Below are 26,076 nucleotides of genomic sequence, written 5' to 3'. Positions count from 1 at the left end.
TCTTCGCTATTCTTCGCTATTCGGCGAGGATCTGTTCGAGGGAGTCGGCGCTCATCGCCCGCAGCAGCCAGCGCTGCAGCGTCGCCGGGTCCTGACAGGCCAGCAGGCGCGCGCGCGCCTCGTCCGGGCACGGGATCCGGCGCATGGCGAGCGCGGCCAGGAGGGCCTCTCGCAGGCCTGCCATGGCCTGCTCGGCCTGGGCCTGCGCCTGCTCGGCCTGGGCCTGCGCCTGCTCGGCCTGGGCCTGCGCCTGCTCGGCCTGGGCCTGCGCCTGCTCGGCCCTCGACTCGAGGCTCTCCATCATCCCCTTCAGGCGGCCGATCAGGTCCGCGGAGCCGAACAGCTCGGCCATGCCCTGGAAGAACTGGAGCCGGTTGCCGACGACCGCCAGGTCGAGGCCCAGCACCGCCGAAGCGTGACGCCCCATCTGCGGCACGATGCGCTGGTAGCGCGTGGCATCCGGCCCGGGGAGCCGGTGGCCGTGGACCTGTTGCCGGAGCCGGTCGTAGACGAAGTACTCGGGGATGCCCAGGCGCGCGTACCGTTCGACGTTGGCGACGAGATCTTTGTTCCGGTCGCCCTGGTGCAGGACCTCCAGCACCAGGCTCAGCCCCCTGCCCTCGTCGGCCACCACCCACGCCATCCGCGGATCGTCCTCGGGCTGCTGAACGTCCAGCACTGCGAGGATATCCGGGACGAACACGTCTTCACCCGGGTACAGGACCGCCAGCTCCTCCGCCATGTAGATGACGCGACCGGTGGAGCCGAAGTGCAGGGTGAGCATGTCGATCGCCCGCCCCTTGGCCTTGTGGTGGGGCCGCCCTTCGGCCATGGCGCTCTTCGGGTCCGACAGGGCGTCGAGGATCCTCACCAGCAGGCGCTCGCGCTCCGCCGGGGTCATCGCGCGCCACTCCTCCTCCGTCGGAGCGATCAGCGGTGGGCCGGGCGGCCGCGGCGTTCGGGAGGCGGGTAGGACCATGCCGAGAACCTAGCACCGAACGCCGTCGCGGCAGCGGAGGGGAGGCGTTCGCCAGGACCGTCTCCGGTGCCCGATGGATGCTCGACCAGGAGCGCGCGCTTCCCCGATCGCCGCGCTCGCTCGCCACAGGCGCTTACCGTTCATCGTCCGCGTGACGGGACGGATGGCTCGCGGTCGCGCGTGGGGTCCTCACCCGCCTGTTGTCCGGGTGGACCATCCGCATCAGGGATGGATCGTAGGTGAAGAACGCATCGAAGAGGTTCAAGAACGTGTGCTTCTCCCGGACCAGCCGGCAGCACACGTCAGGGCCCAGATCGGTGGGCGCCCCGCCGCGCAGGATCTGGAGGTTGAGATCAGCGCCCGGGTTGGTCTCATCGTGGCTCGGCGCGGGCGCGAAGTTCAGGAGCCACGAAACGCGATCCACCACGGAGGCGTTGGCGCGGCTCCCGTGCCATACGTAGTTGTGCAGGAACAGCGCGTCGCCGGCCCGCATTTCCAGCTCGATGGACCGCTCCGGCGCGTCGAACGGATCGACATAGATGCACGCCCGCGTCTCGTCGATATCGACGAGTGGAATCCAGAGGTGGACGGAGCCCTTGTGGCGCCTGGACGCCTCGGAGAAGCCGTCCTTGCCGCCGTCGACGTCCCGATGGCGCCGGGTGGCGTACGATGAGCCCGCGCGCACCGCCATGACCTGCTCGTACTCGAGGAACACCTCGTCCCCCACGATGCTCCGCAGGAGCGGCGCCAGCTTCTCGGCCAGCGCCTGGAGCAAGCAGGGGACACCGAGCAGCACCTTCTCCAGGTTGATCTTGTCCCGGTAGGCGGCCCTGTCCTCTCTCCACACGTCGGCGATGAGGGGGTGCACGACGGCGCGCAAGGTGCTCACCACGTCCGCGGACAGGACGCCTCGGACCACCGCGAACCCGCGGCGCTCGATGTGATGCTGGACCTCGGCCGTGTAAAAGGCGTTGTCGACGGCGCGGATCCCCTCCCACACGTCCACAGGCCCGCCCTTGTCGAGCGCGTGGGCGAAGTAACGCTCCGCGGTCTCGGTCCCATCGGCGCGGCGCACCACGTATCGAAACGGCTCGCCGGGGGCCAGCTTGCCCGCGTCGACGGTGTAGAGATGCGGCAGATCGGGGTGCGGCTCGCAGTCGACGGACGTTCCCCCGTCGGATCGGGCCACCAGGCTCTCGCCGTGCTGCAGGTGCATCTCGATGAGTCGCTGGCTACTCGGATTCATGGCAGTCCTGACAATGGCAACTACACCTCCAGCGGCGGGGCATCAACCGATGTCGCGGCTCCTCGCTCGGGCGCCACCCGGGGCGCGCGAGGCCCGTGGCCCCGGGGATCCTCGGCTCGCCGCTGCGTCTACCTGGGCATGCGCGCCGCCGTGGTGATGCGCGGGGCCGTCGTGCTGCCGCCGATCACGCTCTCGAGCATCGTGAGGCAGGCCCCCAGGCTGTCCTGCACGACGAGGAACTGACCGCCCGTCTCGACGGCCACGCGCGCGTAGTCTGCCTTGATGCCCGTACGCCGCCTCTCCTGCGTCGCCGCGTCGCCCCGGGACCGGCCGAGGCTCGGGCACATGTGCACGCGGGCTCCCATCTGCCGGGCGGCCTCGATGACACGGCCCGCGGCCCCGCGGTCCTCGTCCTGCCCTGCAGGCGTGCGGGAGCGGACTCCATCGAGCGGCCCATCGCCCAGGAAGAGCACGTTGCGGGTGGCCCCGGATCGCCAGTCGAAGTGGGCCACGATGTCGACGAGGACGCGCCCCGCGCTCCCCTCGACGCCGGCGGATTGCCCCTCCGACGCGCCACTCCATGGCCCCCGGGGGCGGCTCGTGAGCAACGCTTCATCGACCCTGCGCGCCACGGTCAGGTAGCCGCGCGCCGAGATCATGAAGACGGTAGAGGGAAACGCGGTTTCGATGCCCAGGTACGTGACGCGGAGGTTCACCGGGTGCTTCAGCCCGGCGGCGCCGATGGCCGCGCCGACCACCTTGCTGAGCGTGTCTGCCAGCTCCTTCATCGCCTCGCTGGAATCGATGAGCACGACCAGGTCGACGGCCGGGATTCCGATCTCGCGCCTCGCCGGGGAGGGGCGCTCTCGGCCCGCCGACGCCGCGACCGCTACCACGTCCAGGACTTGCCTCTCGGGGATCATGTCCCGGCCAGGGTGGGGTCACGACGCCCCTCCGCGCCATGGGACCTTGGTCCTACGCCGCAGCTCCGCCACGCTGGCCTGAACGAGGCCGGGCGTCAGCGGAGCCCAGGGAGCCTCATCTCCTGACGCCGCGGCGGCCTGTTCCTTTCTTGCCAGCGCCCCCTGGAGCGCCGTCCGCGTCCCCGCGGCGGCGGCCCCCGCGCGCGCCGGGCGTCACGCGCTGCCGGCCCCGGGGAAGAGGTCGGCCTCGATCTCCCGGTAGATCGCGGCCAGGCGCTGCGCCCAGGCCTCCACGCCCTCGTCGCTGAGCAGGCCGTCCTGGCGGATCTCGAGGAGCACGCACGGCAGGCCGCGGGCCTCGCCGTGCACGGGGATCCCGTAATCGCCTCCATCGGTCACGTAGTAGGGCTCGTTGTCGCCGACGCAGAGCCCGGGCTCGCGGCGCATCGCCTCGAGGAACAGCGCGGCGAGCCGCCGATCGCGGCCGTAGAGGATGGCCGCGTGCCAGGGCCGGTCCTCGCCGGGCATCGACGGCGTGAAGCTGTGGAGGCTGAGGATCGCCGTGCTCTTGCGGCGGTCCCGCCGCTCGTCGAGGAGCGCGGTGATCGCGTGGTGGTAGGGCCAGAAGCAGGCGTCGGCGCGCGCCATGGCCTCCGCGGCGTCGATCGCGTTGCCGGGGATGGGCACGCCGCAGCTGATCTCGGGGATGGAGGTCGGCGAGCCCAGCGGCCGGTTGCAGTCGATGACCAGGCGGGAGTAGCCGGAGAGCACGAGCGGCGCGTCGAGGAGCGCGGACAGGCGGCGCGAAAGGCGCGCCGCGCCGATGTCCCAGCCGGTGTGCTGGCAGAGCGCATCCTCGTGCATGCCCAGCTCGGGGAGGCTCCGCGGGACCGCGTTGGAGGCGTGGTCGCAGAGCAGGACCGCGCTGGAGCGACCCTGGGGATTCACCACCTCGAACGCAGGCGGCTCGTCGGGTGCAAGGATGCGCAAGGCAGGCGGAGGGGTGCTCATGGCGTCTCGCCCGAGACATAGCAGACCCGAGCGCGTCCGCGCCGCGCGCGATCAGGACGGCGTCGTCATGCAGGCGCGCAGCGCGACCTTGGCGCGGTGCAGGAGGACCGCGACGTGGCCGGCCGAGATGCCGAGCGCGCGCGCCACGTCCTCCCCCGGTTGCTCCTCGAGCATGCGCAGGGTCACGACCGCCTTCTGGATCTCGCAGAGCTCCTCGACGCACGCGCGCAGGCGGACGTGCTCCTCCGCGCGCGCGATCGCCTCGTCGGTCGCCGGGACCTCCCCCGCGGCCTCCGGGTGCGCGTCGACGTCCTCGTGCGGCCGGGCGCGGAAGTGGCGGCGGCGCCGGTTGCGCGCGGCGTTCCGCACCATCCCGGCGAGCACGCCCCCCCACGCGCCGGCGTCGTCCGGGAGCGCGCCCTGCTGCGCGACGGTGAGCAGCGTGCAGAGGCCCTCCTGCACGCAGTCGACAGCGTCCTCGGGCGTCACCCCCTCCGCGCGCGCCAGCGCCGCGAGCGCCGAACGCTCCGAGCGCACAAGGTGCGACACGTGCCCCAGGATGTCGTCCGCGTCCTTGATGGCTTCCATGGTCTACGGAGGTCAGGTCTCGAGCCGCGCCCACATTACACCGGCGAGCGGTGTAATGGATGCCGGTCTCGAGACCTGGGAAGGCATGGAGGCTCGCGCAATGTCCATGAATCCTGTCCACGAGATCAACGAGCTCGACTTCGATGCCGAGGTGCTGGAGGCCGGGGTGCCCGTCCTCGTCGATTTCACGGCGCAGTGGTGCCCGCCGTGCCGCGCGCTCGCGCCGATCTTGCACCGGCTGGCGGAGGAGGGCGCAGGTCGCCTGAAGGTGGTGGCGGTCGACGGCGATCGGAGCCCGGCGCTCGCCCGCCGCTTCGGCATCCGAGGGCTCCCGACGGTCGTCGCGTTCGCCGGCGGCAAGGAGGTGGCGCGCCACGTGGGGCTGACCACGAAGGAGAAGCTCCTGAAGCTGGTCGAGGGGCGGGAGCTCTCCGCGGGGGAGCGGAGGGACCGAGCGCCGTCGCCGCCGTGATGGCGTCTCGTCGGCGCTCCCTGGCGTGGGGATGCCGCGGCGGCTCTGGCGGGGGACTGGGGATGCCGCGGCGGCGAGCCCGCGTTGGAGCTCGCTCGGGGGGTCGCGCGGGCGACCCGGCCCACCCGCGTGCTACCGTCGATGCCGGTCGCGCGGTCGCTGCCTGTCTCGCTGCCCCTCGGTGTCGCCCTGCCCCTCGGCGGCGGGGAAGCTGATCCGGCGCGTCGTCGTCTCGGCCCCGGAGACCTCGAGCGGTCCCAGCGGCAGCGGTTCGCTGACCGGCCTGCCGTTCTCGTCGATCAGCGTGATCGTTCCGACGTAGTCATCGGCGGTGACATGGATGCTCGCGTCGAACCGCTCGCACGGGACCACCTGCCTGGTGACGTGGTTGTTCTCCGCGTTGATGAGCATCAGCTCGACCGCGTTCGCGCCGTACGCCTTGCACTGAGAGGCGTCGGTCCTGTCCTCGATCGCCCACTGGACGGCGACGAATCCCATCTTTTCAGGCTGGGCCTCTCCCGGCCCTGTTTCTCCCGGCTCTGTCTCGTCGGTCGTGTTGTCCATGCACGCGACCATCATCACTGCGCATAGCCCTGCCACAGAGTAGATACTTCGCATTCCTACCTCGCTGTGCTCGGCGCAGATCCCGGCGCCGCGCTCCGCGCCCAGCAACGCGGGTGCCACGAGGATCTCGCGGCGCGGCGGCGAGCGCGGCCGCTCTCCTCGGGAGGACGGGAAGCGCGGTGTTGCCCGCGATCGGGCGGCCCTGCGCGCGCGGGGCCTGCCCCCATCGAGCCGGCGAGCGCGGGGCTCACGCGACGCGCACGCGCTGCGCGGTGGCGGCCGCGAGCACGGTGGGCCTCGGGCGAGCCCACGAGCGGGCATGCAGGACCGTCCTTGGAGGCCAGCGCCGCGCCGTCCAATGTCGCCTGGATCCCGGCCGCGGCGCGCCTCGCGGACTACGCGGTCAGCGGAGCTCGTCGATGTTCGTGTTGTACCGCCTGGGCCACCGGTGCACCTGCGCGCGATCTCTTCCGAGCTCGCGCGCCGCCGCGGCGACATTTCCCCGCGGCTGCACCAGGAGCTCCCGCGGCACCTTCTCGTCCGGGGAGACCCGCGGCGGCAGCGCCCACTTCGGTGCGTACGTCCCCTCGCCGGCCCAGAGCGCCGCCTCGTCCTCCGGGATCAGCGTGGCGCGGGCATCGTCCACGGGCGGGAGCGGAGGCGCAGAGCTTTGGGCTCCGTAGGTCCTCATCCGGTCCCGGAGCTCGCCGCTGAGATCTAGAGATCGCGCATGACGACCGTGAAGGATGCCTCGAAGCCGTCGGCATGGATATGAGCTTGCCTGGTCCATGGATGTTTTCCATTGGCCGTCGCCTTGAGCACATACGTTCCTTTGTCGACCGGCATATACTTGTTCAATGCTTCAGGCCTCAGCACCTCTCCATCGCGCGTGACCTTCAGCCCTGACAACGCTGCTACGGGCTCGGGCACGACAATTCTGAGCGTCGCGACCTTCGCCTCCATCTCCACAGCCTTGGCGCGCGCCGCTGCCTCCCGTGGATCTCGCCCATTTTTGGCAGCTTGCTCGGCAAGCCGATAAGCGTCCAGCGCGCTCGTGAGGCGACCCCATCCCTTGTCAACACCTTCCGATGCTGGCCATCGAACAAGCAGCAGCTCGAATGTTCAGGGCTCTCCTTGGCGAGCTAGTCAGCGGCCGATCACGCCGCCATCATGCGCACGAGCGCGATCTGAACATCGATGTTGTCGACCGCGCGGAGCGCGTCGCACCGTCCTGGGTGGAGACCGAGGGGCCTGCATGCTCTCAGGAGCGCGATGTGAGTCCCCCACGTCACCTGCGGCGGCTCGGCGAGCAGGGGGAGCAGCGCCTCGATCTCGGCGCGAGCGCCGAGCTTGGCGAGCGCATCGACGGCACCGCAACGGACCGGCTCGCGCCCATCGCTGCGGGCGAGCGTGAGGAGCCGGGGGATCGAATCCTCCTTCCGCGCATGTGCGACGTAGGTGTTCAGGGTTTCGAGGGCGTGTGTGCCCGTCGTCCCGAGCTCGCCGAGGTGCTCCCAGGCGGGAGCTGCCAGGGCCCGGTTCGCCGAGAGCTGGCCGAGCCAGTACATCGCGCTCTTCTTGACATGAAAAGCAGGGTCGTGGGTGAGCCCGAGGAGGGCCCTGTGCTCGCCCCACGCGGCGAGGAGCGCCGCGGACCGCTCGCGGATCCAGGGATCGGGGTGTCCCACCAGGAACGCCGTCAAGACTCCGCGGTCCGCAGCATAACGCTCTGCTCGGAAACGTTCCGAGAACCGACTCTTCCTGTCCGCCCAGCAGCCGTCGAGATCGGCATAGAGCGCAACGAGCTCGGCCGTCTCCAGATCTACGTCCGACCCGCGGTCACTACCGGGCGGGTAGATCCGCGCGTGCGTAGCGGGGTCGTCGGTCCGGGGTACGGCATCGTCCTCCGGGATGCCAAGGAGATGCCGGACCGGATCCATCCATGCAAGGAGACGGCGCCGCTCGGCCGGGTCGGCGCGGTCGAGCGCCCACCGAAACCTGTCCTCGCGGATCTCGAAGGCACAGCGACCTGCCGCGGCGCGAACCCTCTCGTCAGGGTGCCCGCAGAGCGCGGCGACCGCGCGGAGGCAGCGCTGGGTCGGATAGTAATGGAGCGTGTCTAGCGCAGCGATAGCAACGTCGACCGCTGGATCCGCCGCGGCGCGGAGGAGCGGCGCCTCGGCCGCGACGGGCTCGTCCCACAGCAGTGCGTCGGCGGCGACCTTGCGGACGTCCGCGTCGGGGTGCTCGAGGGCGGCGATCTTCAGCGCCTGGAAGCGCGGCTCCGAGAAGTCGAACGCGAGGGCCTCGATAGCCTCCTTGTGAAGCGGGTGCGCGGGGTCCCGGGCAACCGGCTCGACGATGTCCGCCTCGGCGCGTCCCATGAGAAGCATCGCGTGACGGCGGAGCAAGGCGTCACCCCCCGCCCAGATGGCCCTGAGCCGGGCACCGCCCGGAGGATTCCCGGCGCTCCTCAGGATCGCGCCCGCGGCCTCGCGCGCCGCCTCGGGGAGCTCACGCGCCTCGACGATGCACGTCAACCGCGCCTCCGCGCGGGGGTCCTCGACACGCTCCAGGGTCGTCGCGATCTCGTCCCGCTCGGCCGCGGGGAGCTCGGGCAGCACCAGCCAGCCGAGGAGCCGCTCGGTCCACGAGCGATCCTCGGCGCTCTGGATTTCCTCATGAGGGATGGATACGAGGGTGTCGCGACGGTCGTTCACGGCTACGCCCGCGATCCTATCAGGCCGCGAGGCGGTCACCCACCGGCGGGACGCCTGCGCTTGTATCGAGCGGGAAGACGACGAGTCGCGCGGCGGACCCGCCCGCAGAAGACGCTTGAAATTCGCGAGCGACTTGGACATGTTCGCCGCCGGCAGGACACGAGCGGCGCCGCGTGACGGCGGCGCCGGGCCGCGGGCATCGCGCCTCGAAGAGCACAACCGTTCATGCGCACGCCCGAGAACGCTCCGGAGAGCCGCCCAGAAGCGGCGTGGGGCGTCGTCTACGGCGTCGCGGCCTACAGCGCGTGGGGCATCGTTCCCGTCTTCTGGAAGCAGCTCCGTCATGTTGGCGCGTTCGAGATCCTGGCCCACCGCACCGTGTGGAGCCTGCTCTCGTTCGCCGCGCTCACGCTGGCCACGGGGCAGCTCGGCGCGCTCGGCGCGGCGCTGCGCGACCGGCGCGTCGTCGCCTCCATGGCGGCGACCGGGGCGCTCGTCTCGGCGAACTGGGTCCTCTTCATCTACGCCGTCGCGGTGGGGCGCCTGCTCGACGCCAGCCTCGGCTACTTCATCAACCCGCTGCTCAGCGTGCTCCTCGGCATGCTCTTCCTGCGCGAGCGGCCGCGGCCCGCCCAGTGGCTCGCGCTGGGCTTCGCCGCCTCGGGCGTCGTGTACCTCGCCGCGCGCGCCGGCTCGGTCCCCTGGATCGCGCTGGCCCTGGCCGGGACGTTCGGTGTTTACGGCCTGCTGCGGAAGGTCGTCGCCGTCAACGCGCTCCCTGGCTCCACCCTGGAGACCTTGTTCGTCGCCCCGCTCGGCGCAGCCTACCTGGCCACCCTCCACGTCGACGGCTCGGGCGCCATGGGCCATACCGATCTGCGGACGCACGTCCTCCTCGCCGCGACAGGCATCATCACCGCGCTGCCGCTCGTCTGGTTCACGAACGCGGCGCGCCGCCTGTCGCTGACCACCCTCGGCTTCCTCCAGTACCTCGCGCCGAGCGGTCAGTTCCTGCTCGCCGTGCTGGTCTATGGCGAGCCGTTCACGGCCACCCAGGCCGTGAGCTTCGCCTGCATCTGGACCGGGCTCGCTGTGTTCAGCGCCGACGCCGCGCTGCGCGCGCGCCGCGCGTCGAGGACGAGCGCATCCTGAGCGCTCCGCAGACGAGACAAGAGGAATTCGAACCGCCAGGACACCGAGGGCGCCAAGAGAGAGGAGAGAGAGGAGAGAGGGTGCTCCTTCCGTGACTGGCGCCTTCGACTCTGTTCATCTCTTCATCCACAATTCATCTACAATCCCCTCCCCTGGCGTTCCTCGCGCCTCGACGGTTCAAATCCTTGCTCTGGGCCAGACGATGAGCTCCGAAGAGACAGCACCGAGCACCGACCTCTCGCAGATCCCGGCGCAGATCGCCGGCCCCTCGGCCTGGTACGGCCCTGCGATGGCGCAGAGCGACGGCTGGATCGAGCACCTCACGCCGGCGGAGCTCGAGGAGGTCGAGGCCGCCGTCCGGCGCTTCGCCGAGACGGGCGAAGACCCGGCGCGGATGCGCAGCGAGGCCTTCCCGCTGCCGTCGCTCGCCGCGCGCCTCCGCCGCGTGCTCGCGGAGGTGCTCGACGGCCGCGGCTTCGCCCTCCTCCGCGGGCTGCGCGGCGCCTGGCTCGACCGCGGCGACCTCCGCGCGGCCGCGATCGCGTTCCTCGGCATCGGCAGCCACCTCGGGAGCGCGCGCTCGCAGAACGCGCGAGGACACGTGCTCGGCCACGTGAAGGACCTCGGCCTGTCGAGCCACGACCCGAGCGTGCGCATCTACCAGACGCGCGAGCGGCAGACCTTCCACACCGACTCGTGCGATGTCGTGGCGCTGCTCTGCCTCCGGACCGCCAGGGCGGGCGGGCTCTCGGCGCTGGTCAGCTCGGTCACGCTGTACAACGAGATGCGGCGAGCGCGCCCGGACCTGGCCGAGGCGCTGTTCGCGCCGCTCGAGACCGATCGCCGGGGCGAGGTGCCGGCGGGCGAGCGGCCCTATTTTCACATCCCGGTGCTGAGCTGGCACACCCAGCTCCTGTCCGCCGTCTACCAGCGGCAGTACATCGAGTCGGCGCGCCGCTTTCCCGACGTCCCGCCGCTCACGGCGCGGCAGATCGAGGCGCTCGACCTGTTCGATGCCCTCGCCAACGACCCGGCGCTCCACATGACCATGGAGCTCCGCCCGGGCGACATCCAGCTCGTGCACAACCACACGCTGCTCCACGATCGCACGGCGTTCGAGGACTGGCCCGAGCCGGATCGCCGGCGGCACCTGCTCCGCCTCTGGCTCGCTCCGCCCGGCGCGCGGCCGCTGCCGCCGGTGTTCCGCGAGCGCTTCGGCTCGCTCACCCCCGGCGACCGCGGGGGCATCGTCGTGCCGGGCACGCGCCTCCACGCCCCGCTCGCTCCCGCGTGAGCGACCGCGCCCGGGAGGGCCCCGGAGCGCTCACGGTTGCCTGTCCGCGGCGCTGAGGCGCTCTTCCGCGAGGTGTCCCGTCGCCGCGGGCGCACGCCGCGCGCCCGGGGCGCCTGCGCTCTCCGCGGGGCGCCCCGCCGCCGCGTGCGCACGCCGCGCCCACACGGCGCCGGCATGCGCCTCGCAGCGTACCCCCTTCCCATGGCTCCCTTGCCTCCGGCCCGAGCGGCAGAGGAATGCCCCGACGGCGACCCCGCGCCCATGCCCGGCGGCGGAGCGGGCGTCCCTGCCGCGCCGCCCGCCGCCCTGAACACGTCCGCCGCCCGCGGCGCGCGGCGAAGGGCGCTGCTCCACGCGGCGCTCGGGGCCTTTGGCCTCGCCGCCCTTGTCGCGCTCATCCGGCACGTCGGCGCGGCGGAGATGCTCGCCGCGGTGACCCGCGCCGCGCCGTTCTTGCCTTTCCTGATCGCGCTGGAGGCGGCGCGCATCGGCTGCGAGACGATCGCCACCGCCGTGCTCTGCGCGCCGCGGCGCGTCCCGGCGGCGGAGCTCCTTCGCATCCACGTCGTCAGCTACCCCGTCATGGCGCTGATGCCGGCCGGCCGCGCCGCGGGCGAGGCGGTCAAGGCCGCGCTGCTCTCCCCCCACGTCGGCGCCCCGCGCGCGGCCGCGATCGCCACCGCGAACCAGTCGCTCGCGCTCCTGGGCGCGGCCCCGCTGTCGCTCCTCGCGGCCGCGGCGCTCTTCCGCATCGGCGGCGGCGCCTCCCCGTTCGCCCTGGGCGTGCTCGCGCACGCGGCCCTCCTGGTCGCGAGCGGCCTCGGCGTCGCCTTCGCGGCGCGGCAGCGCGCCGCCTCGGCGTGGATCACCCGGCGGTTCGCCCGCGCCGGCCAGCTCACCGCCGCCTTCCAGGAGGCCGTCCGCGAGCGCGCGCCCGTCCCGGGCTGGCCGTTCGTCGCCTGCGTCGCGGGCCGCGCGCTCCAGGCGGCGCAGTATGGCGTCCTCCTCGCCGCCGTCGGCGCCGAGAGCGGCCCCCTCCGCGCGCTCGCCGCGTACGGCGTGGGCGCGGCCGGCACGGCGGCCGGCGACCTCATCCCGGGCCAGATCGGCGCCACCGACGGCGCCTTCACGCTCGCCGCCTCGCTGCTCGGCCTCACCGCGAGCTCCGCCATCGCGGTCTCGCTGCTCCTGCACCTCCTCCAGGCGGCCTTCGCGCTCGCGGGGATCGCCGCCACGCTCGCGTGGCGCCGCAGCCCTCCCACGCGCCGAGCCGCCTCTGAGGAGGGCGCAGGATCTTGATCAAAACTGTGATTTATGTCACAAACCCATCGGAGCGTATCTTGCCGAGCGCTCTGGAGCGATCCGGACCCGGTGTGTCACCGCCCCCTTCGGCGGCGTGACGATCGCAACCCCGGGTGTGGCGATCGCGACCGTGGCGGATGCGCTGGCCACCCTCCGGCGGTTCGTCCTAGGGTGTGCACGTCATGACGGAAAAGACCGGCGGCCCCGGACGGGACGTGCTCACCCAGAAGGAGGCCGAGGAGCGCGCCGCGCGCATCGGCAACGCGCGCTACGAGCTCTCCCTCGACCTGTCGCGCGGCGAGAGCGGCTACCGCGGCGAGGCGCTCGCTTACTTCGACGTCCGCGGCAGCGGCGACACCTTCATCGACTTCCGCGGCCGGCGCATCGAGCGGCTCGAGATCAACGGCGTCGAGGTCGAGCCCGAGTGGTCCGACTGCCGCATCCGTCTCCCGGGGAAGCTGCTCGATCCGGAGACGCGCGTGCGCGTCGTCTACGAGAACGACTACGACCATACAGGCGACGGCTTCCACCACTTCCGCGACCCCGAGGACGGCGAGGACTACCTCTACTCGGACCTCGAGCCGTTCAGCGCGCACCGCCTGTTCCCCTGCTTCGACCAGCCGGACATCAAGGCGAGCTACCGGCTCTCCGTGACCGCGCCCGAGGACTGGGAGATCATCGGCAACGCCCGCGTCCGCCGCACCATCGGCGCGGGCCTGGGGCGCTCGACGCGGGTGTTCGAGGAGACGACCCGGTTCAGCACCTACATCTTCGCGCTGATCGCCGGCCCCTACAGCGGCGTCCGCGACGAGCACCGCGGCATCCCGCTCGGGCTTTACTGCCGCAGATCGCTCGAGAAGCACCTCGACCCCGACGAGCTCTTCACGATCACGAAGCAGGGCTTCGACTTCTACCCCGAGTTCTTCGACTACCCGTACCCCTTCACAAAGTACGATCAGGTCTTCGTCCCCGAGTTCAACGCCGGCGCCATGGAGAACGTCGGCGCCGTGACCCACAGCGAGCGGATGATCTTCCGGGACCCGCCGACCGAGCACCAGCGCCTCACGCGCGCCGAGGTGTTCCTCCACGAGATGGCCCACATGTGGTTCGGCAACCTCGTGACCATGCGGTGGTGGAACGATCTCTGGCTGAACGAGAGCTTCGCCACGTACATGGCCTTCCTCGCCATGGAGCAGGCGACCCGGTTCGAGCCGGCCGTGTGGAAGGCGTTCAACGTCATGAAGAGCTGGGCCTACCGGCAGGACCAGCTCGTGACGACGCACCCCATCGCCGGGGAGCTCGCGGACACGGAGCACACGTTCCTGAACTTCGACGGCATCACGTACGGCAAGGGGGCGGCCGCGATGAAGCAGCTCGTCGCGGCGATCGGCCTGCCGGCCTTCCGCGACGGGATGCGCCGCTACTTCAAGCGCTACCAGTACGGCAACGCGACCCTGCGCGAGTTCCTGTCCGCGCTGGAGGAGGGCTCGGGCCGCGACCTCGGCGCCTGGTCGCGCGTCTGGCTGGAGCAGGCGTCGCTCAACACGCTCACGGCCGAGTGGGAGTCCGACGGCGACCGCATCGGCCGGCTCCGCGTGGTGCAGACGGCCCCCGTGGACTACCCGACCCTCCGGCCGCACCGCATCGACGTGGCGCTCGCGCGCGAGGAGGGCGGCGCGCTCGTGGTCGACTCGGTGCCCGCCGAGATCGACGGCGCGACGACCGAGGTCGTCGCGGCGCGGGGGCAGCGAGCGCCGCTCCTCGTGTTCCCGAACCACAACGACCTCACGTTCGCGAAGATCGCGCTCGACCCGGGCTCGCTCGCGTTCGTGCGCGAGCACATCGGCCGCGTGGAGGACGCGCTCCTGCGGCAGCTGCTCTGGTCGTCGCTCTGGAGCATGGTGCGCGACCAGAAGCTCGCCTCCCCCGCGTACCTCGCGCTGGTGAGGGACAAGCTGCCGTCCGAGCCGGACCTCTCGCTCGTCGAGCCGGTGCTCACGAACGCGGTGACGGCGCTCGCGCGCTACGTGCCCGACCCGATGCGCGAGGCCGAGGCGAGCGCGTTCACGGGCCTCGCCCTCTCGGCGCTCCGGGCGGCGCCCCGCGGCGACGCGCAGATCGTGTGGGCGCGGGCGCTCCTCCACGCCGCCTACTCGGCGCCGGAGCTCGTCGTGGCCGCGCGCCTCGTGGACGGCGAGATCGAGGTGGAGGGGCTCGAGATCGATCAAGAGATGCGCTGGACGGTCGCCGTGAAGTGGATCGCGCGCGGCATGGCGGGCGCGGACGAGCGGCTCGCCCAGGAGCGCGAGCGCGACCCGTCCGATCGCGGCCAGCGCGCCGCGCTGCGCGCCGAGACGGCGCGCCCGGATCCGGCGGCGAAGGCCGCGGCGTGGGAGCGCTTCCACGAGGGCGGGTACGGCTCGCTGCACCTCACGAGCGCGGCCATGTCGGGCTTCAACTGGTCGTTCCAGCGCGCGCTGCTCGAGCCGTACGTGCAGGGGTTCTTCGAGCGGGTGCAGCACGTCTTCGAGACGCGGACGCACGAGCTCGCGTCCGCGTATTTCACCCACCTGTTCCCCTCGTACCGCGTCGATCGGGACCTCCTCGCGGCGGCCGAGGCGCGGCTCACGGCGCTCCAGGAGGCCCCGGGCGGCGCGCCGCCGGCGAAGCCGCGGCTGCCGATGCTGGTCCGGATGCTGCGCGAGTCGAGCGACGACCTCGTGCGGGCGATCGGGTGCCGGGAGCTCGCGGCGGCGAGCGGGTAGGCGAGCCGGCCCTCGCGACTCCGCGCAGAGGAGCGATCGGTGCGCGCGTGGGCGTCGCGAGCGAGCTCTGCGACCCGGGAGCCGGGACGGTTGCACCGACCGCTCCCGTGGCTGAACCAGCCCGGCACGGCGCGACGGGTCGATCCGGCGCGCGAGCCGAGGTACGCTAGACACACGATGGCTCATCCCACCGAGGACATCCTCGCTGCCGCCCTGTCCCTTCCTGAAGGAGACCGCCTCAAGATCGCGTCCGAGCTGCTCGCCAGCGTCGGGGAGCCGCACGATGACGCCTGGGACGCCGCCTGGCTCGAGGAGCTCGAGCGCAGAGAGCGGGCGGTGCGCGATGGGGGGAGCGAAGGGGCCCCGTGGTCCGAGGTTCGGGCGCGGGTCCTCGCGCGGCTGGGCGCTGGTTGACCCGACCGATCCTCGTTCGCGTCGACGCCCAGACGGAGCTGGACGAAGCTGTAGACTGGTACGAGCGGCGCCGTCCTGGGCTCGGCCTCGAGTTCGTGAGCGCCATCGAGGGGGCGCTCGACGCGATCGCCGATGCACCCGATACATGGCCCCGATGGCAGGATGGCTATCCCTATCGAAAGTATGCCCTGCGCCGTTTCCCTTTCGTCGTGTTCTTCACCGCAGAAGGCTCCGCGATCCAGATCGTCGCGTTCGCTCACGCGAAGCGGCGGCCGGGGTACTGGATGCGACGCCCCGGCCAGTGAGCGGCGGCGCTCGAGGCGACGATGATCGTGCAGCTCGGCAAGGCGTCCCTCACGTGGACGCGCGCGGACCTCGAGGCGAAGCTCGCTGGCCACGCGCGGGTCCTCATCGACGTCGGCACGGGCGACGGCCGCTTCGTGTACCGCTCGGCCGGCGCCCACCCCGACACGCTCTGCATCGGCGTGGACCCCGCGGGCGAGCGGATGCGCGAGGTGTCGTGGCGCGCCAGCCGCAAGGCAGCCCGGGGCGGCCGGCCGAACGCGCTCTTCGTTGTCGCGTCGGTGCAGGCGCTGCCGGAGGAGCTCGCCGGGCTCGCCCACACCCTCACGCTGAACTTCCCCTGGGCCTCGCTGCTCTCGTCCCTCGTGCTCCCGGAGGCGCCGGTGCTCGAGGCGCTGCGCCGGCTCGTCCGGCCGGGCGGGGAGCTCATCGCGCTGCTCAACCAGAGCGTCTTCGACGACCGGCCCTACGCGGCGCGGCTCGGCCTCCCCGAGCTCTCGGACGCGTGGATCGATGACGCGCTGCGCCCCGCCTACCGCGCCGCAGGGTTCGAGATCCAGGCGAGCGAGATCGTGGACGGGGAGGTGCCGCACCAGACGAGCTGGGGACAGCACCTCACGCTCGCGTCGGGCCGGCGGACGCGGCGGCTCACGGCCGAGGCGATCGGCTGAGGGGCGACGGGCGGGCTGCCAGGCTACGCCGGTGGGATCCCGACCGGCTCGACGCGGACCGGGACGCCGTTCAGCGCGGCGGTGCCCGAGAGCGCGTCGATCGCGAGGTCGTCCGTCAGGTCGTTGACGCTCTCGCCAGCGTGCTGCCTCGCCGTCTCGAGCCGCACGCCGTCGCGGCCGTGACCCCAGCCGTGCGGGACGCTGACGACGCCGGGCATCACCTCGTCGGTCAGCTCGACCTCGAGGTCGATGCTCCCGACCCGCGAGCACACACGAACCCGCTGCGCGGCCGCGATGCCGCGGCGCGCGGCGTCCTCCGGGTGCATGAGCAGCGTGCACCGGTTCCTGCCCTTCACCAGGCGATGGCTGTTGTGCAGCCACGAGTTGTTGCTCCTGAGCTGCCGCCTGCCGATGAGCTGGAGGTCATACCCCGCCTCGCCCCGCTGCCCCGGCGCGCTCGCCTCCCCCGCCCCGTTCACCGCGCGGCCGAGCGCCCCGCCCCCCTCCCGGTCGAGCGCCGCTCGCGCCCGATCGAGATCGGCGACGAGGACCTCCGGCGCGAGCTCGATGCGCCCGGACCGCGTGAACAGCCGCTCCGGCAGGCACGGCACGAGCGGCCCGAGATCCACGCCGTGCACCTCGCGCTCGAGCCTGCGCAGCGAGAGGCCGCCGGACAGCGGGCTCACGCCGGCGCCGTAGGGCCCGAAGCGGAGCGCCGCGTCGAGCAGCCGCGTCGGCGGGAGCGCCCTTTTCAAGAGGCGCGCGGCGCGGCCGGCGAGCCCCGCCGCGCGCCCGGGCGCCGCGAGGCGCACCCCGAGCTCGACGAGGATCTGCCAGTCGTGACGCGCGTCGTCCGCCGGGGCGAACAGCGCGGGCGCGTACTTGGCGGTGTTCCGGATCGCGAACGCGTGGAACGCGAGATCGTAATGGTCGCGCTCCAGGGGACCGGTCGGCGGCAAGATCACGTGGGCGTGTCGGGTCGTCTCGTTGATGTAGAAGTCGATGCAGGCCATGAAATCGAGGCCCGCCAGCGCCCGATCCAGCGCCCGGCCGTTCGGCGTCGACAGCACCGGGTTGCCCGCCATCGTGAGGAGCGCGCGGATCTGCCCCGGCCCTTCCGTGAGGATCTCCTCCGCGAGCGCCGCGACAGGGTACTCCCCGGCGAACGCCGGCAGCTTGCGCACGCGGCTGCGGCTCCGGTCGAAATCGCCCCGCTGGCCGAGCAGATCCTGGATCGCGACCACATCGACGGCCGGCCGGGTAAACATCGCCCCGCCGGGGCGATCCAGGTTCCCGGTGACCAGGTTGAGCACCGCGATGAGCCATGTGGTGAGCGCGCCGAACTCCTGGAGACAGGCGCCGATCCGGCCATAGCAGACGGCCGGGCGCGCCGCGGCGAAGGCGCGCGCGAGCTCGCGGATCTGCGCGGCCGGGATGCCGACCTTCGGGGCGACGCGCTCGGGCGTGAAATCGCTGACGAGCCGCTCGATGTCGTCGATTCCATTCATGAAATCGCCGAGCCGCCCCGGCGCGACGAGGCGCTCGGCGAAGAGGGTCGAGAGCAGCCCGAGCATCAGGAAGACGTCGGTCCCGGGCCGGATGAAGTGGTGGCGGTCGGCGATCTCCGCGGTCTCGGTGCGCCGCGGGTCGATGACCACGACCGTGCCGCCCCGCGCGCGGATCGCCTTGAGTCGCCGCGGCATCCCGGGCGCTGACATGAGGCTGCCGTTCGACACGACCGGATTGGCCCCGACGATGAGCAGGAACGAGGTGCGGTCGACGTCGGGCACCGGGACGAGCAGCTGGTGCCCGAAGAGCAGGGTCGCGACGAGGTGGTGCGGGAGCTGATCGACCGAGGTCGAGGAGAAGCGGCTCCGGGTCCGCAACGTCTCCAGGAACGGGATGAGGTAGAGGAGCGACGCGTAGTTGTGCGTCGTGGGATTGCCCAGGTAGACCGCGGCGGCGTCCCGTCCGTGGCGCCCCTGGATCTCCCGGAGCCGCCCGGCGACCTCGTCGAGCGCCTCGTCCCACGAGATGCGCTGGAATCCGGAGGCGGTGCGCCGGACCGGAACCCGCAGGCGATCTTTGTCCTCGTGGAGGTCCTGGAGCGCGAGCGCCTTCGGGCAGATGTACCCTCGGCTGAACGGGTCGCGCTGATCGCCGCGGATCGACGCGATCCGGCCGCCGTCGACCTCGATCGCGACCCCGCACATCGCCTCGCAGAGATTGCAGGTGCGATGGTGCGTGCGCGTGGTCCCGTGGCTCGACATGGCGCGCGAGCCTATCAGCGCGCCGCGCGGCCAGCGAGCGCCTGACCTCGCCCGCCCGCGCGCGCTTCAATCCGGGGCGGGTCGCTGCGTCCGACGGTACCGCGAGCGCCTGTGCCGTCGGGGTCGCGCTCCGGCGCGTCCTGGCACAGACCGCACCACGGGCAGCCACGCAAACGCCGGAGATCGCGCGATCGGGGCTCGGTACGCTCCATGCTTTGCAGCACGCCTGGCCGCGTCCGACGTCGGCACGTGAGGACCCCGGCGGCCAAGGAGACCCTATGCGTACCTGTTTCCGCATCGCTTTCACGGTGGGATGCCTTCTCGCGCTGGGGGCGTGCTCGGTCAGCTCGAGCTCAGGCGACGATAGCGACGGCGAGATCCCGGGGACGGGCAGCGACGGCGAGATCCCGGGGACGGGCCCCGGCACTGGCGATAGCGAAGGCACCGCTTCGGCCGGCACGGGAGGTCCGACGGACGGCGGCGATGTCTCAGGCGGCTCCAGCGCCCCCGGCAGCGGCGGCGGAGGAGGCGCCGGTGGCGGAGGCGCCGGTGGCGGCAGCAGCATCGAGCCTGGCACGCTCACCGCGGGCGTCTGGGACGACAATCGCAACTTCGACTTCTTCCTCTCGTACCGGAGCACGCTCTACGCGCAGCAGCTCCCGGGCCTCATGCCCTTCACCGAGGCCGATCACCAGGCCGCGCACAGCTTCTTCGCGGCGCCTCCAGTGAAGCGGGAGACGCTCGACGTCTCGCTCATCATCGACACGACCGGCAGCATGGGCGACGAGATCGCGTATCTCCAGACGGAGTTCATCGCCCTCTCCGACTCCATCTTCGCCAAGTACCCGAACGCCGAGCAGCGCTGGTCGCTGGTCCTTTATAAAGACACCGAGGACACCTACGTCGTCCGGTGGTTCGATTTCCGCACCGATCCCGGCGAGTTCCAGGCGAAGCTCGCCGAGCAGGTGGCCGACGGCGGCAACGACTTCCCGGAGGCGCCCGACCAGGCGCTCTCCAAGGCGGCCGACCTCGCCTGGAGCACGGACGACGACACAGCGCGCCTCGCCTTCTGGGTCGCGGACGCGCCCCACCACGACAGCAACTCGGCGGCCATGGCCGACGGGATACAAGCCCTCAAGGACCGCGGGGTGGCTGTCTATCCCGTCGCGTCGAGCGGCGTGGACGACCTCACCGAGCTCACCATGCGCTCAGCCGCGCAATTGACGGGCGGCCGATACCTCTTCTTGACCGATGACTCCGGGGTTGGCGGCGCTCACAAGGAGCCGACGATCCCCTGCTACTACGTGACCAAGCTCGATCGCGCGATCCTGCGCATGGTCGACATCGCGCTCTCCGGCGTCTACCACGAGCCGGTGCCGTCCGAGATCCTCCGCACGGGCGGCGATCCGCTGGACGGCGCGTGCGAGCTCTCGTCGGGCGGCGAGGTGCTCGCGTATTGAGCCTGCGGGCTTCGTCCTGCTGAAAGGCCCGTCGATGGCATCCCTGGCGCCGGAGAAGCCCGAGAGATCGAGGACGGCGCCGGGGTGATCGCGGGAGACCTCGCGCAGGGAGACGGGCGGAGCGCCGTCAGGCATGGCGTCGTCCCGAAAGAGGCAGGCGCTGGACCGGCTCACGAGGGGCGAATCGGCTCCGCGAGCCAGCGAACCAGCGCCTCGCCCTCGAGATCGAGCAAGGCATCCTCGACCTCGCCTGGACCGATCGCGCGGGCTCGCTCGACGATCGAGCGCTCTTCCTCGGCCGTCGGTCGGCGCCCGATCCGCCGCGCGAAGAGGCGACCGAGCAGCTCCGCAATCGCCTTCTGCTCGCCGCGCTCCGCGCCTCGTTGCTCGCCGCGCTGCTCGCCGCGCTGCTCGCCGCGTCGCTCGGCCTCGATGATCATCTCCCCGATGATCGGCGTGCGCCGGAGCAGCCCCTCTTCCTTGTCCTCGATCATGATGATGAGCTCCTTCAGCAGATTATGCCCCCAGGGGTCGATGGTCGCCATCACCAGGAGCGCCGTGTACAGCTCGGCCCGTTCCTCTGCGGTCTTCGCCCCCGCGTGGATCTCCCTGACGATGTCGCGCAGCGCCGCCGCGGTCGCGTTACGTGCGAGCGGGGTGAACACCAGCCAGAGCACGCTGCCGCGCGACCGGAGCTCGGAGACCGTGCGCTGGTAGACGGCGTCGACGCGGAAGTGCGCGCCGCTGAACGGCCGCCCCGGCCAGGCGATGCGGCGCTTGCCCGTCGCCGGCAAGCGCCGCCTGCGGCCCGACAGGACCACGGCGACGCTCTCGATCGGCGGCACGGGCTCGCCGGGGGCTTCGAGGCGAAGCGCGGCGAAGAGGAAGCCGAGGTACTCGAAGACGCGATCCGGAACGTCGTCGCGGAGCGCGAAGCAGAACTCGACGTGCAGCACGCGTGGCTCGCCGTCGATTCGCAAGCGCAGGGCCTTGTCGAGGCGACGCTCGATGTGGGTGACCTGGCTGTCGATCCAGCCGAGGACCTCGATGGGGCGGCTCTCCGGGACGAGGGCGCGCACCAGGTCCTCGGGGCGCCTTCGGGCGAGGTGGCGCAAGGTGATGTCGGCGTCTCCCATGCGCGGCGCTCATGGCAGATCGCGTACCAGGGGTTCAGGAGGCAAAGATCAAGGGATTCCCGGTGACGCGTGCCGTCGGGCAGGTGGCGGCGCCATGGCGCAGTGTCGGGTCGCCGGCCGCGGCGCGGAGAACCGGATCCGGCGGATCCTGGAATAACTCCGGTGCGCGCTGTCGTTGTTGCGGGCGCCCGATGAAGCCGCGAACATCGACTCTCCTTCTCGCCGCGGTCCTCGCCGCGGCCTGCTCGAGCCCCTCCAGGCAAACCGCGCCGGACGAGCGCAATGCCGGAGCCGAGGAGACCGCCACTCCGCCGCCGTCTCCTCCACCACCGTCCCCGCCGCCGCCGTCCCCGAAGCTCCGCGCGGTCCTGCGAACCGGCGGCGCCCTCGTGCGCGCGCCGCAGGACGACGCGCTCTACCTGGCCGACGAGGACCACCGCGCCCTCCGGCGCATCCCGCTGCCCGTCGACGTGAGCGCTCCGCCGATCGCGATCGCGATGCCGGGGCGCCCCGCGCAGGTCCTCGCGCTCGAGGGCCGCGTGCTCGTCACGATCCGAGATCCCGGGCTGCTGCTCGTGATGCGGCCGGATCCGGCCGCGGGGCTCGTGGAGGTCGCGCGCGTGCCGCTGCCGGCCGACGCCTGGGGGCTGGCGATCACGCCGGACGAGCGCACCGCCATCGTCACCAGCGCGTGGACCGGCAAGGTCTCCGCGGTGGATCTGGCGACCGCCACGAAGGCCTGGTCGATCGACGTCCCGCGCGAGCCCCGCGGCGTCGTGGTCCGCGAGGACGGCGCGGCCGCGTACATCACGCACCTCACGTCGTCGGCGCTCACCCGGATCGACCTGCGTTCTCCGCCCCAGGCGAGGCCGATCGCGCTCTCCCCGTCGCCCTACCGCGCCCCTCCGGACGAGCCGCGCGCTGCCTCGCTCGGATACGCGGCCGCGCTCTCCCCGGACGGCCGCCGCCTGTTCGTCGCGCGCCACGCGCTCGGCGCGATCGGCGAGCTCTCGTGGTTCGGCGCCGCCACGGTCGACGTCCTGGTCACGGGCAACGACGAGCCCCTCGCGCCTCGCCGCCGCGAGGGCGCCCCGAGCCGGCTCGCGCGGGACTTCGAGCTCGACATCCCGGGCGACCCGGAGCTCGAAGCACCCAGGAGCGAGCTCGCCCCGTTCGTCCAGCCGCGCGCCCTCGTGTACCGCGAGAGCACCCGCACGCTGCTCGTGGCCAGCGAGGGCACCGACGCCCTGGTGGAGCTCGACGCGCTCTCGGTCGAGCCGACGCTCCGGCCTCTCCATACGTACCCGCTCGGCAGCTCACCGGCGCTCGCCGGCGCGGCGCCGGGGTCCCTGGACGCCCTCTCGCGCGACGCCGGCGTGGCGACCCTGTGCGGCGCGCCGAGCGGCGTCGCCCTCTCCGGGGACGAATCGTTGGCCTGGGTGTACTGCCGCTCTACCGACACCCTCGCCCTCGTCCGTCTCGACGAGCACAAGGCGGGTGTTCCCTACGAGCCAGGGCCCGTGCCGTTCATCCGGCTGGCCGAGCCCCCGCTCCCCGAGCAGACCGCCATCGGCCGGAAGCTCTTCTACAACGCGACCGACTGGATCACGAGCGGCGGGCTCGGGTGCGCCGGGTGTCACCCCGATGGGCGCGACGACGGCCACGTGTGGCACGAGGTCAGCGGCGGCGACTTCGCCAATTTCTTCGGATCCGCCGACAACCGGCCGATGGCAGGGCTCGCGGGCGGCGTGGCTCGACAGACACCCATGCTCGCAGGGCGCGTCTCGGCCGAGGGCCCTTATGGCTGGAACGCCCAGAGCGAGATCCTCGCCGCGCGCATCCTGGAGGGCTTCGGCCTGCATCGATGGGGGATGGGCGGCGGCGCGGACGGCGCGCTCTCGCTGCGCGCGAGCTATCTGGCCAGCTTCCTCCGCGAGGGCCTCGTGCCTCCGCCGAGGGAGGATAGGCCGCTCACGCCGGAGGAGAAGCACGGCTTCGCGCTCTTCACGAGCGAGGCCGCGCAGTGCTCGCGCTGCCATGTGCCCGAGACCGAGTACACCGATCGGACAGGCTACCCGATGCCGGGCCTCGTCGCTCGGCCCGGGTTCTACAGGGAAAAGAAGGGCACGGTGTACAAGACGCCCTCCCTGCGCTTCATCGCCGGGACAGCGCCCTATTACCACGATGGCTCCGCGAGGACGCTCGAAGCGCTCGTCGAGCAGAACGAGGATCGCATGGGCCGCACCAGCCACATGTCGAGGAAAGACAAGGCGGCGCTCGTCGCCTTCCTGAGGACGTTATGAAGAAGCTCCTGTGGTTCGGTACAGTCCTGCTCGGCGCGCTCGCGCCGGCGCAAGCCTCGGAGTCGCTGATCGCCCGGACAGCCGAGCCGGACGGCGCCGCGGTCGGACCTCGGGCGGAGACGGGGGCAGTCCTCCCGGACGGGGGAGAGGCCGCGGCAGCGTCCGGGGTGCGCGCGCTGGAGGAGGCGCCGCCTGCGCCCGAGCGGACGCCACGGCCCGCGGCGGCGGAGTGGGACGCCGCCGAGCCGGTGCGGCTCGCGCGGGACAGGAGCGGCGCCGCATGCAAGGCGCGGATGCGGCGCGAGTGGCTGCGCATCGACTGCACGGCGCCCTCGCTGGCCGCCGTGAGGACGCTCGGAGCGAGCGCCGGGGAGGCGTGGTTCTCGCTGGACCAGAACAGCAGCGAGGACCTCGCGACGGGCGTCTCCGTGGTCTTCCCCGTCCGCCTCGGGGACCGGAGGGTGATCGAGATCCTCGCGGGCACCTCGGCATACCGCGGCCAGATCGGGATCTCGACAAGCTTCGTGATCTCCGAGCAATGGCTCGACGGCGACGCCGGGCCGCTCGTCAGCGTGCTCTGAGCCCCCGTCGGGCGCGTCGTTGCGGCGCCCCAGGGGCAACTCCGCGCCGGGACCCGCGGCGGAAGCGCTCGCGGTCGGACCGGCTTGCCGGGGGGCGCGCGCCATGCCTTGATCCAGCGCGTGACGACGGGATTCTTCGAGGCAGGTGGCCTGCGTTTCCGGCTCGATCGCGAGGGCGCCGAGGTGAGCGGGGGGCCGGCGCGCGCGGTCCAGGCCAGGATCGAGCCCGACGAGGCGAGCCTCGACGGGGACGAGCCGCTGGCCGAGCTCCTGGGCCGCCGGCTGTCGGCGCTGCTCGGCGTGCCGGTGAGCGACGAGGAAGGGATCTTCGACCTGGCGGTCGAGCGCGATGGGGCCGTGGTCGCGGCCGTGCAGCTCTCGTGCGGCGAGGACGACGAGGACGTGCTCGAGCTGCTCGGCGAGCGGGCGCCCTCGCTGCCGGTGCGCGCGCTGGTCGAGGCGCTGGTCGAAGCGCTGCGGGGCCCGGGAAGGTGACGTGACCGCGCGCGGCCCCCGGGCTCGGCGTCATGCCCGCTGGGTGCCGGCGCGAGGCCGCCCTCCTCGGTCCGCCTCGACGAGCGGTTCGCGCGGCGCCGCCCCGGCCAGGTCGTCCAGCCCGGGCCCGGAAAGCCCGTCGAGGCGGCTCCCTTCGCGATCGCCGCGGGTCGGCTACTGCGCCCTTGCCCCCTGAGCCGCTTCCCGCTCGGTCACCCGGCGGATGGTCTGCGCCGTGTTCTTGTCGTCCTCGCGCTGCGCGATGTCCGACAGGCTGATGATGCCGACCAGCCGGCCGTCCGCCTCGGTGCACAGGACGCGCGACTTGTGGTGCTGCCCCATCAGCTGCTCGGCGCGCTGCACCTCGTCGTCAGGCCGGCACGCGACCACCGCGCGGGTCATGACGTCGCCCGCCTTCGTGCTCAGCGGGCGGTTGTCGGCCAGCACCCGGATGGCGAGATCGCGGTCCGTGAGCGTACCGAGGACCTTCCCCTGGTCGTCGCAGACAGGAAGGAAGCCGACGTTCGCATCGCGCATCTTGCACGCAGCCGTCTGGATCGTGTCCTCGGTCATGACGCTCTGGATCTCTCTCTTCATGATCTCCTTGCACAGCATGGTTTCCTCCTTCGGCTCCGTTTGCAGCGCTCGGTTGCGTCACCGCGCACACACGCACCTTAGGGGACCGGCGCCGGTAGCGGATGGAGCAGCGTGATGAATGCGGCGTCGGGCGCCGCTTGATGGCGCGCCCGGCCGGCGAGCGCTCCGGACGACACAACGGCAGCGCCTCGCGCCGCGACGCCAGGCATACTGGGACGCGAGACACCATGTCGGAGCGGATCACGAGGGCGGTCATCCGCCGGGCGCAGCCGGCAGACGCGGCCGCCATCGCGCGCGTCGAGGTCGACTCCTGGAGGGCGGCTTACCTCGGCCTCGTCCCGGCGGACGACCTCAACGCCCTCTCCCCGCGGCTGCGCGAGGCGAGCTGGCAACGCATCCTGAGCCACGGCGCCGCGACAGGCACGCGGGCCTGGCTGCTCTGCGCCGCGGACGCCGTGCTCGGCTTCGCGAGCGCCGGACCGACGCGCGACGACGACGACGACCCCCTCGAGGTCGGCGAGCTCTACACGATCTACCTCCTGCCCGCCGCGTGGGGTCGCGGCCTCGGCGCCGCGCTGCTCGACACCGCGCAGGCCGACCTCGCCCAGCGCCGCCACCGGACCATGACGATCTGGGTCCTCGAGGGGAACACCCGGGCGCGCCGCTTCTACGAGCTCTCCGGCTTCGCCCGCGACGGCGCGCGGCGGCAAGCGCGCGTCGGCGCGGGCAGCCTGCCGGAGGTCCGCTACCGGCGAGCGCTGTAGCGCCCCTCACCGGCGAGCGCCGCAGCGCCCCCGTCCGAGGGACGCCGGCAGCCAGCCCGGGCCTGG

General features: G+C 72.2%; 25 protein-coding genes. 13 read left to right on the top strand and 12 right to left on the bottom strand.

The annotated features are described in order from the left end of the window. Window positions 1-16: 16 nt before the first annotated feature. The 5 genes from WMF36_RS11520 to WMF36_RS11500 form a co-directional block, all read right to left on the bottom strand. Window positions 17-901 carry a Uma2 family endonuclease gene (locus WMF36_RS11520; RefSeq protein WP_437579648.1) on the bottom strand — a complete coding sequence of 295 codons (885 nt, stop codon included), beginning with the start codon at window positions 899-901 and terminating at the stop codon, window positions 17-19. A gap of 211 nt (window positions 902-1,112) precedes the next feature. After that, window positions 1,113-2,225: a phytanoyl-CoA dioxygenase family protein gene (locus tag WMF36_RS11515; protein ID WP_437579647.1), complete on the bottom strand. Its 1,113-nt coding sequence runs from the start codon at window positions 2,223-2,225 to the stop codon at window positions 1,113-1,115. 128 nt (window positions 2,226-2,353) lie between these two features. Further along, window positions 2,354-3,148 (bottom strand): hypothetical protein, encoded by a 795-nt coding sequence (locus tag WMF36_RS11510; protein WP_437579646.1) that lies wholly within the window; start codon window positions 3,146-3,148, stop codon window positions 2,354-2,356. 213 nt (window positions 3,149-3,361) lie between these two features. Next, window positions 3,362-4,159, bottom strand: a complete 798-nt coding sequence (locus tag WMF36_RS11505) for an N-formylglutamate amidohydrolase (RefSeq protein ID WP_437579645.1) — start codon at window positions 4,157-4,159, stop codon at window positions 3,362-3,364. Window positions 4,160-4,210: 51 nt separating this feature from the next. After that, window positions 4,211-4,747 carry an RNA polymerase sigma factor gene (locus WMF36_RS11500; protein WP_437579644.1) on the bottom strand — a complete coding sequence of 179 codons (537 nt, stop codon included), beginning with the start codon at window positions 4,745-4,747 and terminating at the stop codon, window positions 4,211-4,213. 100 nt (window positions 4,748-4,847) lie between these two features. Between WMF36_RS11500 and WMF36_RS11495 the strand changes: the two genes are divergently transcribed. Then, window positions 4,848-5,219, top strand: a complete 372-nt coding sequence (locus WMF36_RS11495) for a thioredoxin family protein (RefSeq protein WP_437579643.1) — start codon at window positions 4,848-4,850, stop codon at window positions 5,217-5,219. 132 nt (window positions 5,220-5,351) lie between these two features. Here WMF36_RS11495 and WMF36_RS11490 read toward each other — a convergent pair whose 3' ends face one another. The 4 genes from WMF36_RS11490 to WMF36_RS11475 all read right to left on the bottom strand — a co-directional run bounded on the left by WMF36_RS11490 (window position 5,352) and on the right by WMF36_RS11475 (window position 8,503). Beyond that, window positions 5,352-5,783 (bottom strand): hypothetical protein, encoded by a 432-nt coding sequence (locus WMF36_RS11490; RefSeq protein WP_437579642.1) that lies wholly within the window; start codon window positions 5,781-5,783, stop codon window positions 5,352-5,354. A 403-nt stretch (window positions 5,784-6,186) separates the two neighbouring features. Continuing rightward, window positions 6,187-6,429 carry a hypothetical protein gene (locus WMF36_RS11485; RefSeq protein ID WP_437579641.1) on the bottom strand — a complete coding sequence of 81 codons (243 nt, stop codon included), beginning with the start codon at window positions 6,427-6,429 and terminating at the stop codon, window positions 6,187-6,189. Window positions 6,430-6,500: 71 nt separating this feature from the next. Continuing rightward, complete coding sequence (locus WMF36_RS11480) at window positions 6,501-6,746, bottom strand: hypothetical protein (RefSeq protein WP_437579640.1); 246 nt, start codon at window positions 6,744-6,746, stop codon at window positions 6,501-6,503. Between the two features lie 194 nt (window positions 6,747-6,940). Then, window positions 6,941-8,503 (bottom strand): HEAT repeat domain-containing protein, encoded by a 1,563-nt coding sequence (locus WMF36_RS11475; RefSeq protein WP_437579639.1) that lies wholly within the window; start codon window positions 8,501-8,503, stop codon window positions 6,941-6,943. Between the two features lie 225 nt (window positions 8,504-8,728). On the opposite strand from WMF36_RS11475, the gene rarD reads away from it, so the two are divergent. The 7 genes from rarD to WMF36_RS11440 all read left to right on the top strand — a co-directional run bounded on the left by rarD (window position 8,729) and on the right by WMF36_RS11440 (window position 16,404). Next, entirely contained in the window at window positions 8,729-9,655 is a 927-nt protein-coding gene (gene rarD, locus WMF36_RS11470) for an EamA family transporter RarD (protein WP_437579638.1), read from the top strand. 202 nt (window positions 9,656-9,857) lie between these two features. Next, entirely contained in the window at window positions 9,858-10,949 is a 1,092-nt protein-coding gene (locus WMF36_RS11465) for a TauD/TfdA family dioxygenase (protein ID WP_437579637.1), read from the top strand. A gap of 201 nt (window positions 10,950-11,150) precedes the next feature. After that, entirely contained in the window at window positions 11,151-12,248 is a 1,098-nt protein-coding gene (locus WMF36_RS11460) for a lysylphosphatidylglycerol synthase domain-containing protein (RefSeq protein ID WP_437579636.1), read from the top strand. Between the two features lie 185 nt (window positions 12,249-12,433). Beyond that, window positions 12,434-15,016, top strand: coding sequence for an aminopeptidase N (pepN, locus tag WMF36_RS11455; RefSeq protein ID WP_437579635.1), 2,583 nt, complete (start codon window positions 12,434-12,436; stop codon window positions 15,014-15,016). A 177-nt stretch (window positions 15,017-15,193) separates the two neighbouring features. Next, entirely contained in the window at window positions 15,194-15,430 is a 237-nt protein-coding gene (locus WMF36_RS11450) for an addiction module protein (RefSeq protein WP_437579634.1), read from the top strand. Then, window positions 15,382-15,735 (top strand): type II toxin-antitoxin system RelE/ParE family toxin, encoded by a 354-nt coding sequence (locus WMF36_RS11445; RefSeq protein ID WP_437579633.1) that lies wholly within the window; start codon window positions 15,382-15,384, stop codon window positions 15,733-15,735. The genes WMF36_RS11450 and WMF36_RS11445 overlap by 49 nt, the downstream gene beginning before the upstream one ends. Window positions 15,736-15,756: 21 nt before the next feature. Continuing rightward, a complete protein-coding gene (locus WMF36_RS11440; RefSeq protein ID WP_437579632.1) occupies window positions 15,757-16,404 on the top strand; it encodes a class I SAM-dependent methyltransferase in 648 nt (215 codons plus the stop codon). A gap of 23 nt (window positions 16,405-16,427) precedes the next feature. Here the strand turns inward: WMF36_RS11440 and WMF36_RS11435 are convergent, their stop codons facing one another. After that, on the bottom strand, window positions 16,428-18,674 hold the full coding sequence (locus WMF36_RS11435; RefSeq protein ID WP_437579631.1) for a molybdopterin oxidoreductase family protein: 2,247 nt from the start codon (window positions 18,672-18,674) through the stop codon (window positions 16,428-16,430). Between the two features lie 278 nt (window positions 18,675-18,952). Between WMF36_RS11435 and WMF36_RS11430 the strand changes: the two genes are divergently transcribed. Then, the gene (locus tag WMF36_RS11430) at window positions 18,953-20,134 is read left to right on the top strand and encodes a vWA domain-containing protein (protein WP_437579630.1); all 1,182 of its coding nucleotides are present in this window, start codon (window positions 18,953-18,955) and stop codon (window positions 20,132-20,134) included. A 170-nt stretch (window positions 20,135-20,304) separates the two neighbouring features. Here WMF36_RS11430 and WMF36_RS11425 read toward each other — a convergent pair whose 3' ends face one another. Beyond that, window positions 20,305-21,270: a hypothetical protein gene (locus WMF36_RS11425; protein WP_437579629.1), complete on the bottom strand. Its 966-nt coding sequence runs from the start codon at window positions 21,268-21,270 to the stop codon at window positions 20,305-20,307. A 191-nt stretch (window positions 21,271-21,461) separates the two neighbouring features. On the opposite strand from WMF36_RS11425, the gene WMF36_RS11420 reads away from it, so the two are divergent. From WMF36_RS11420 to WMF36_RS11410, 3 genes are all read left to right on the top strand, one after another. Then, window positions 21,462-23,573 carry a hypothetical protein gene (locus WMF36_RS11420; protein ID WP_437579628.1) on the top strand — a complete coding sequence of 704 codons (2,112 nt, stop codon included), beginning with the start codon at window positions 21,462-21,464 and terminating at the stop codon, window positions 23,571-23,573. Further along, a complete protein-coding gene (locus WMF36_RS11415) occupies window positions 23,570-24,154 on the top strand; it encodes a hypothetical protein (protein WP_437579627.1) in 585 nt (194 codons plus the stop codon). The genes WMF36_RS11420 and WMF36_RS11415 overlap by 4 nt, the downstream gene beginning before the upstream one ends. Window positions 24,155-24,274: 120 nt before the next feature. Continuing rightward, window positions 24,275-24,649, top strand: a complete 375-nt coding sequence (locus tag WMF36_RS11410; protein ID WP_437579626.1) for a hypothetical protein — start codon at window positions 24,275-24,277, stop codon at window positions 24,647-24,649. A 174-nt stretch (window positions 24,650-24,823) separates the two neighbouring features. On the opposite strand, the gene WMF36_RS11405 is transcribed toward WMF36_RS11410, so the two are convergent. Then, a complete protein-coding gene (locus tag WMF36_RS11405) occupies window positions 24,824-25,264 on the bottom strand; it encodes a CBS domain-containing protein (protein WP_437489751.1) in 441 nt (146 codons plus the stop codon). A 209-nt stretch (window positions 25,265-25,473) separates the two neighbouring features. Here WMF36_RS11405 and WMF36_RS11400 point away from each other — a divergent pair, with 209 nt between their 5' ends. Further along, the gene (locus WMF36_RS11400) at window positions 25,474-26,010 is read left to right on the top strand and encodes an N-acetyltransferase family protein (protein ID WP_437579625.1); all 537 of its coding nucleotides are present in this window, start codon (window positions 25,474-25,476) and stop codon (window positions 26,008-26,010) included. Window positions 26,011-26,076 lie beyond the last annotated feature (66 nt).

This window comes from Sorangium sp. So ce887 (assembly GCF_051521455.1).
In the GTDB taxonomy this organism is placed as follows: Bacteria; Myxococcota_A; Polyangia; order Polyangiales; family Polyangiaceae; genus Sorangium.
Note: the sequence above shows the minus strand (reverse complement) of the source record. Positions and strands in the feature narration are given on the sequence as shown.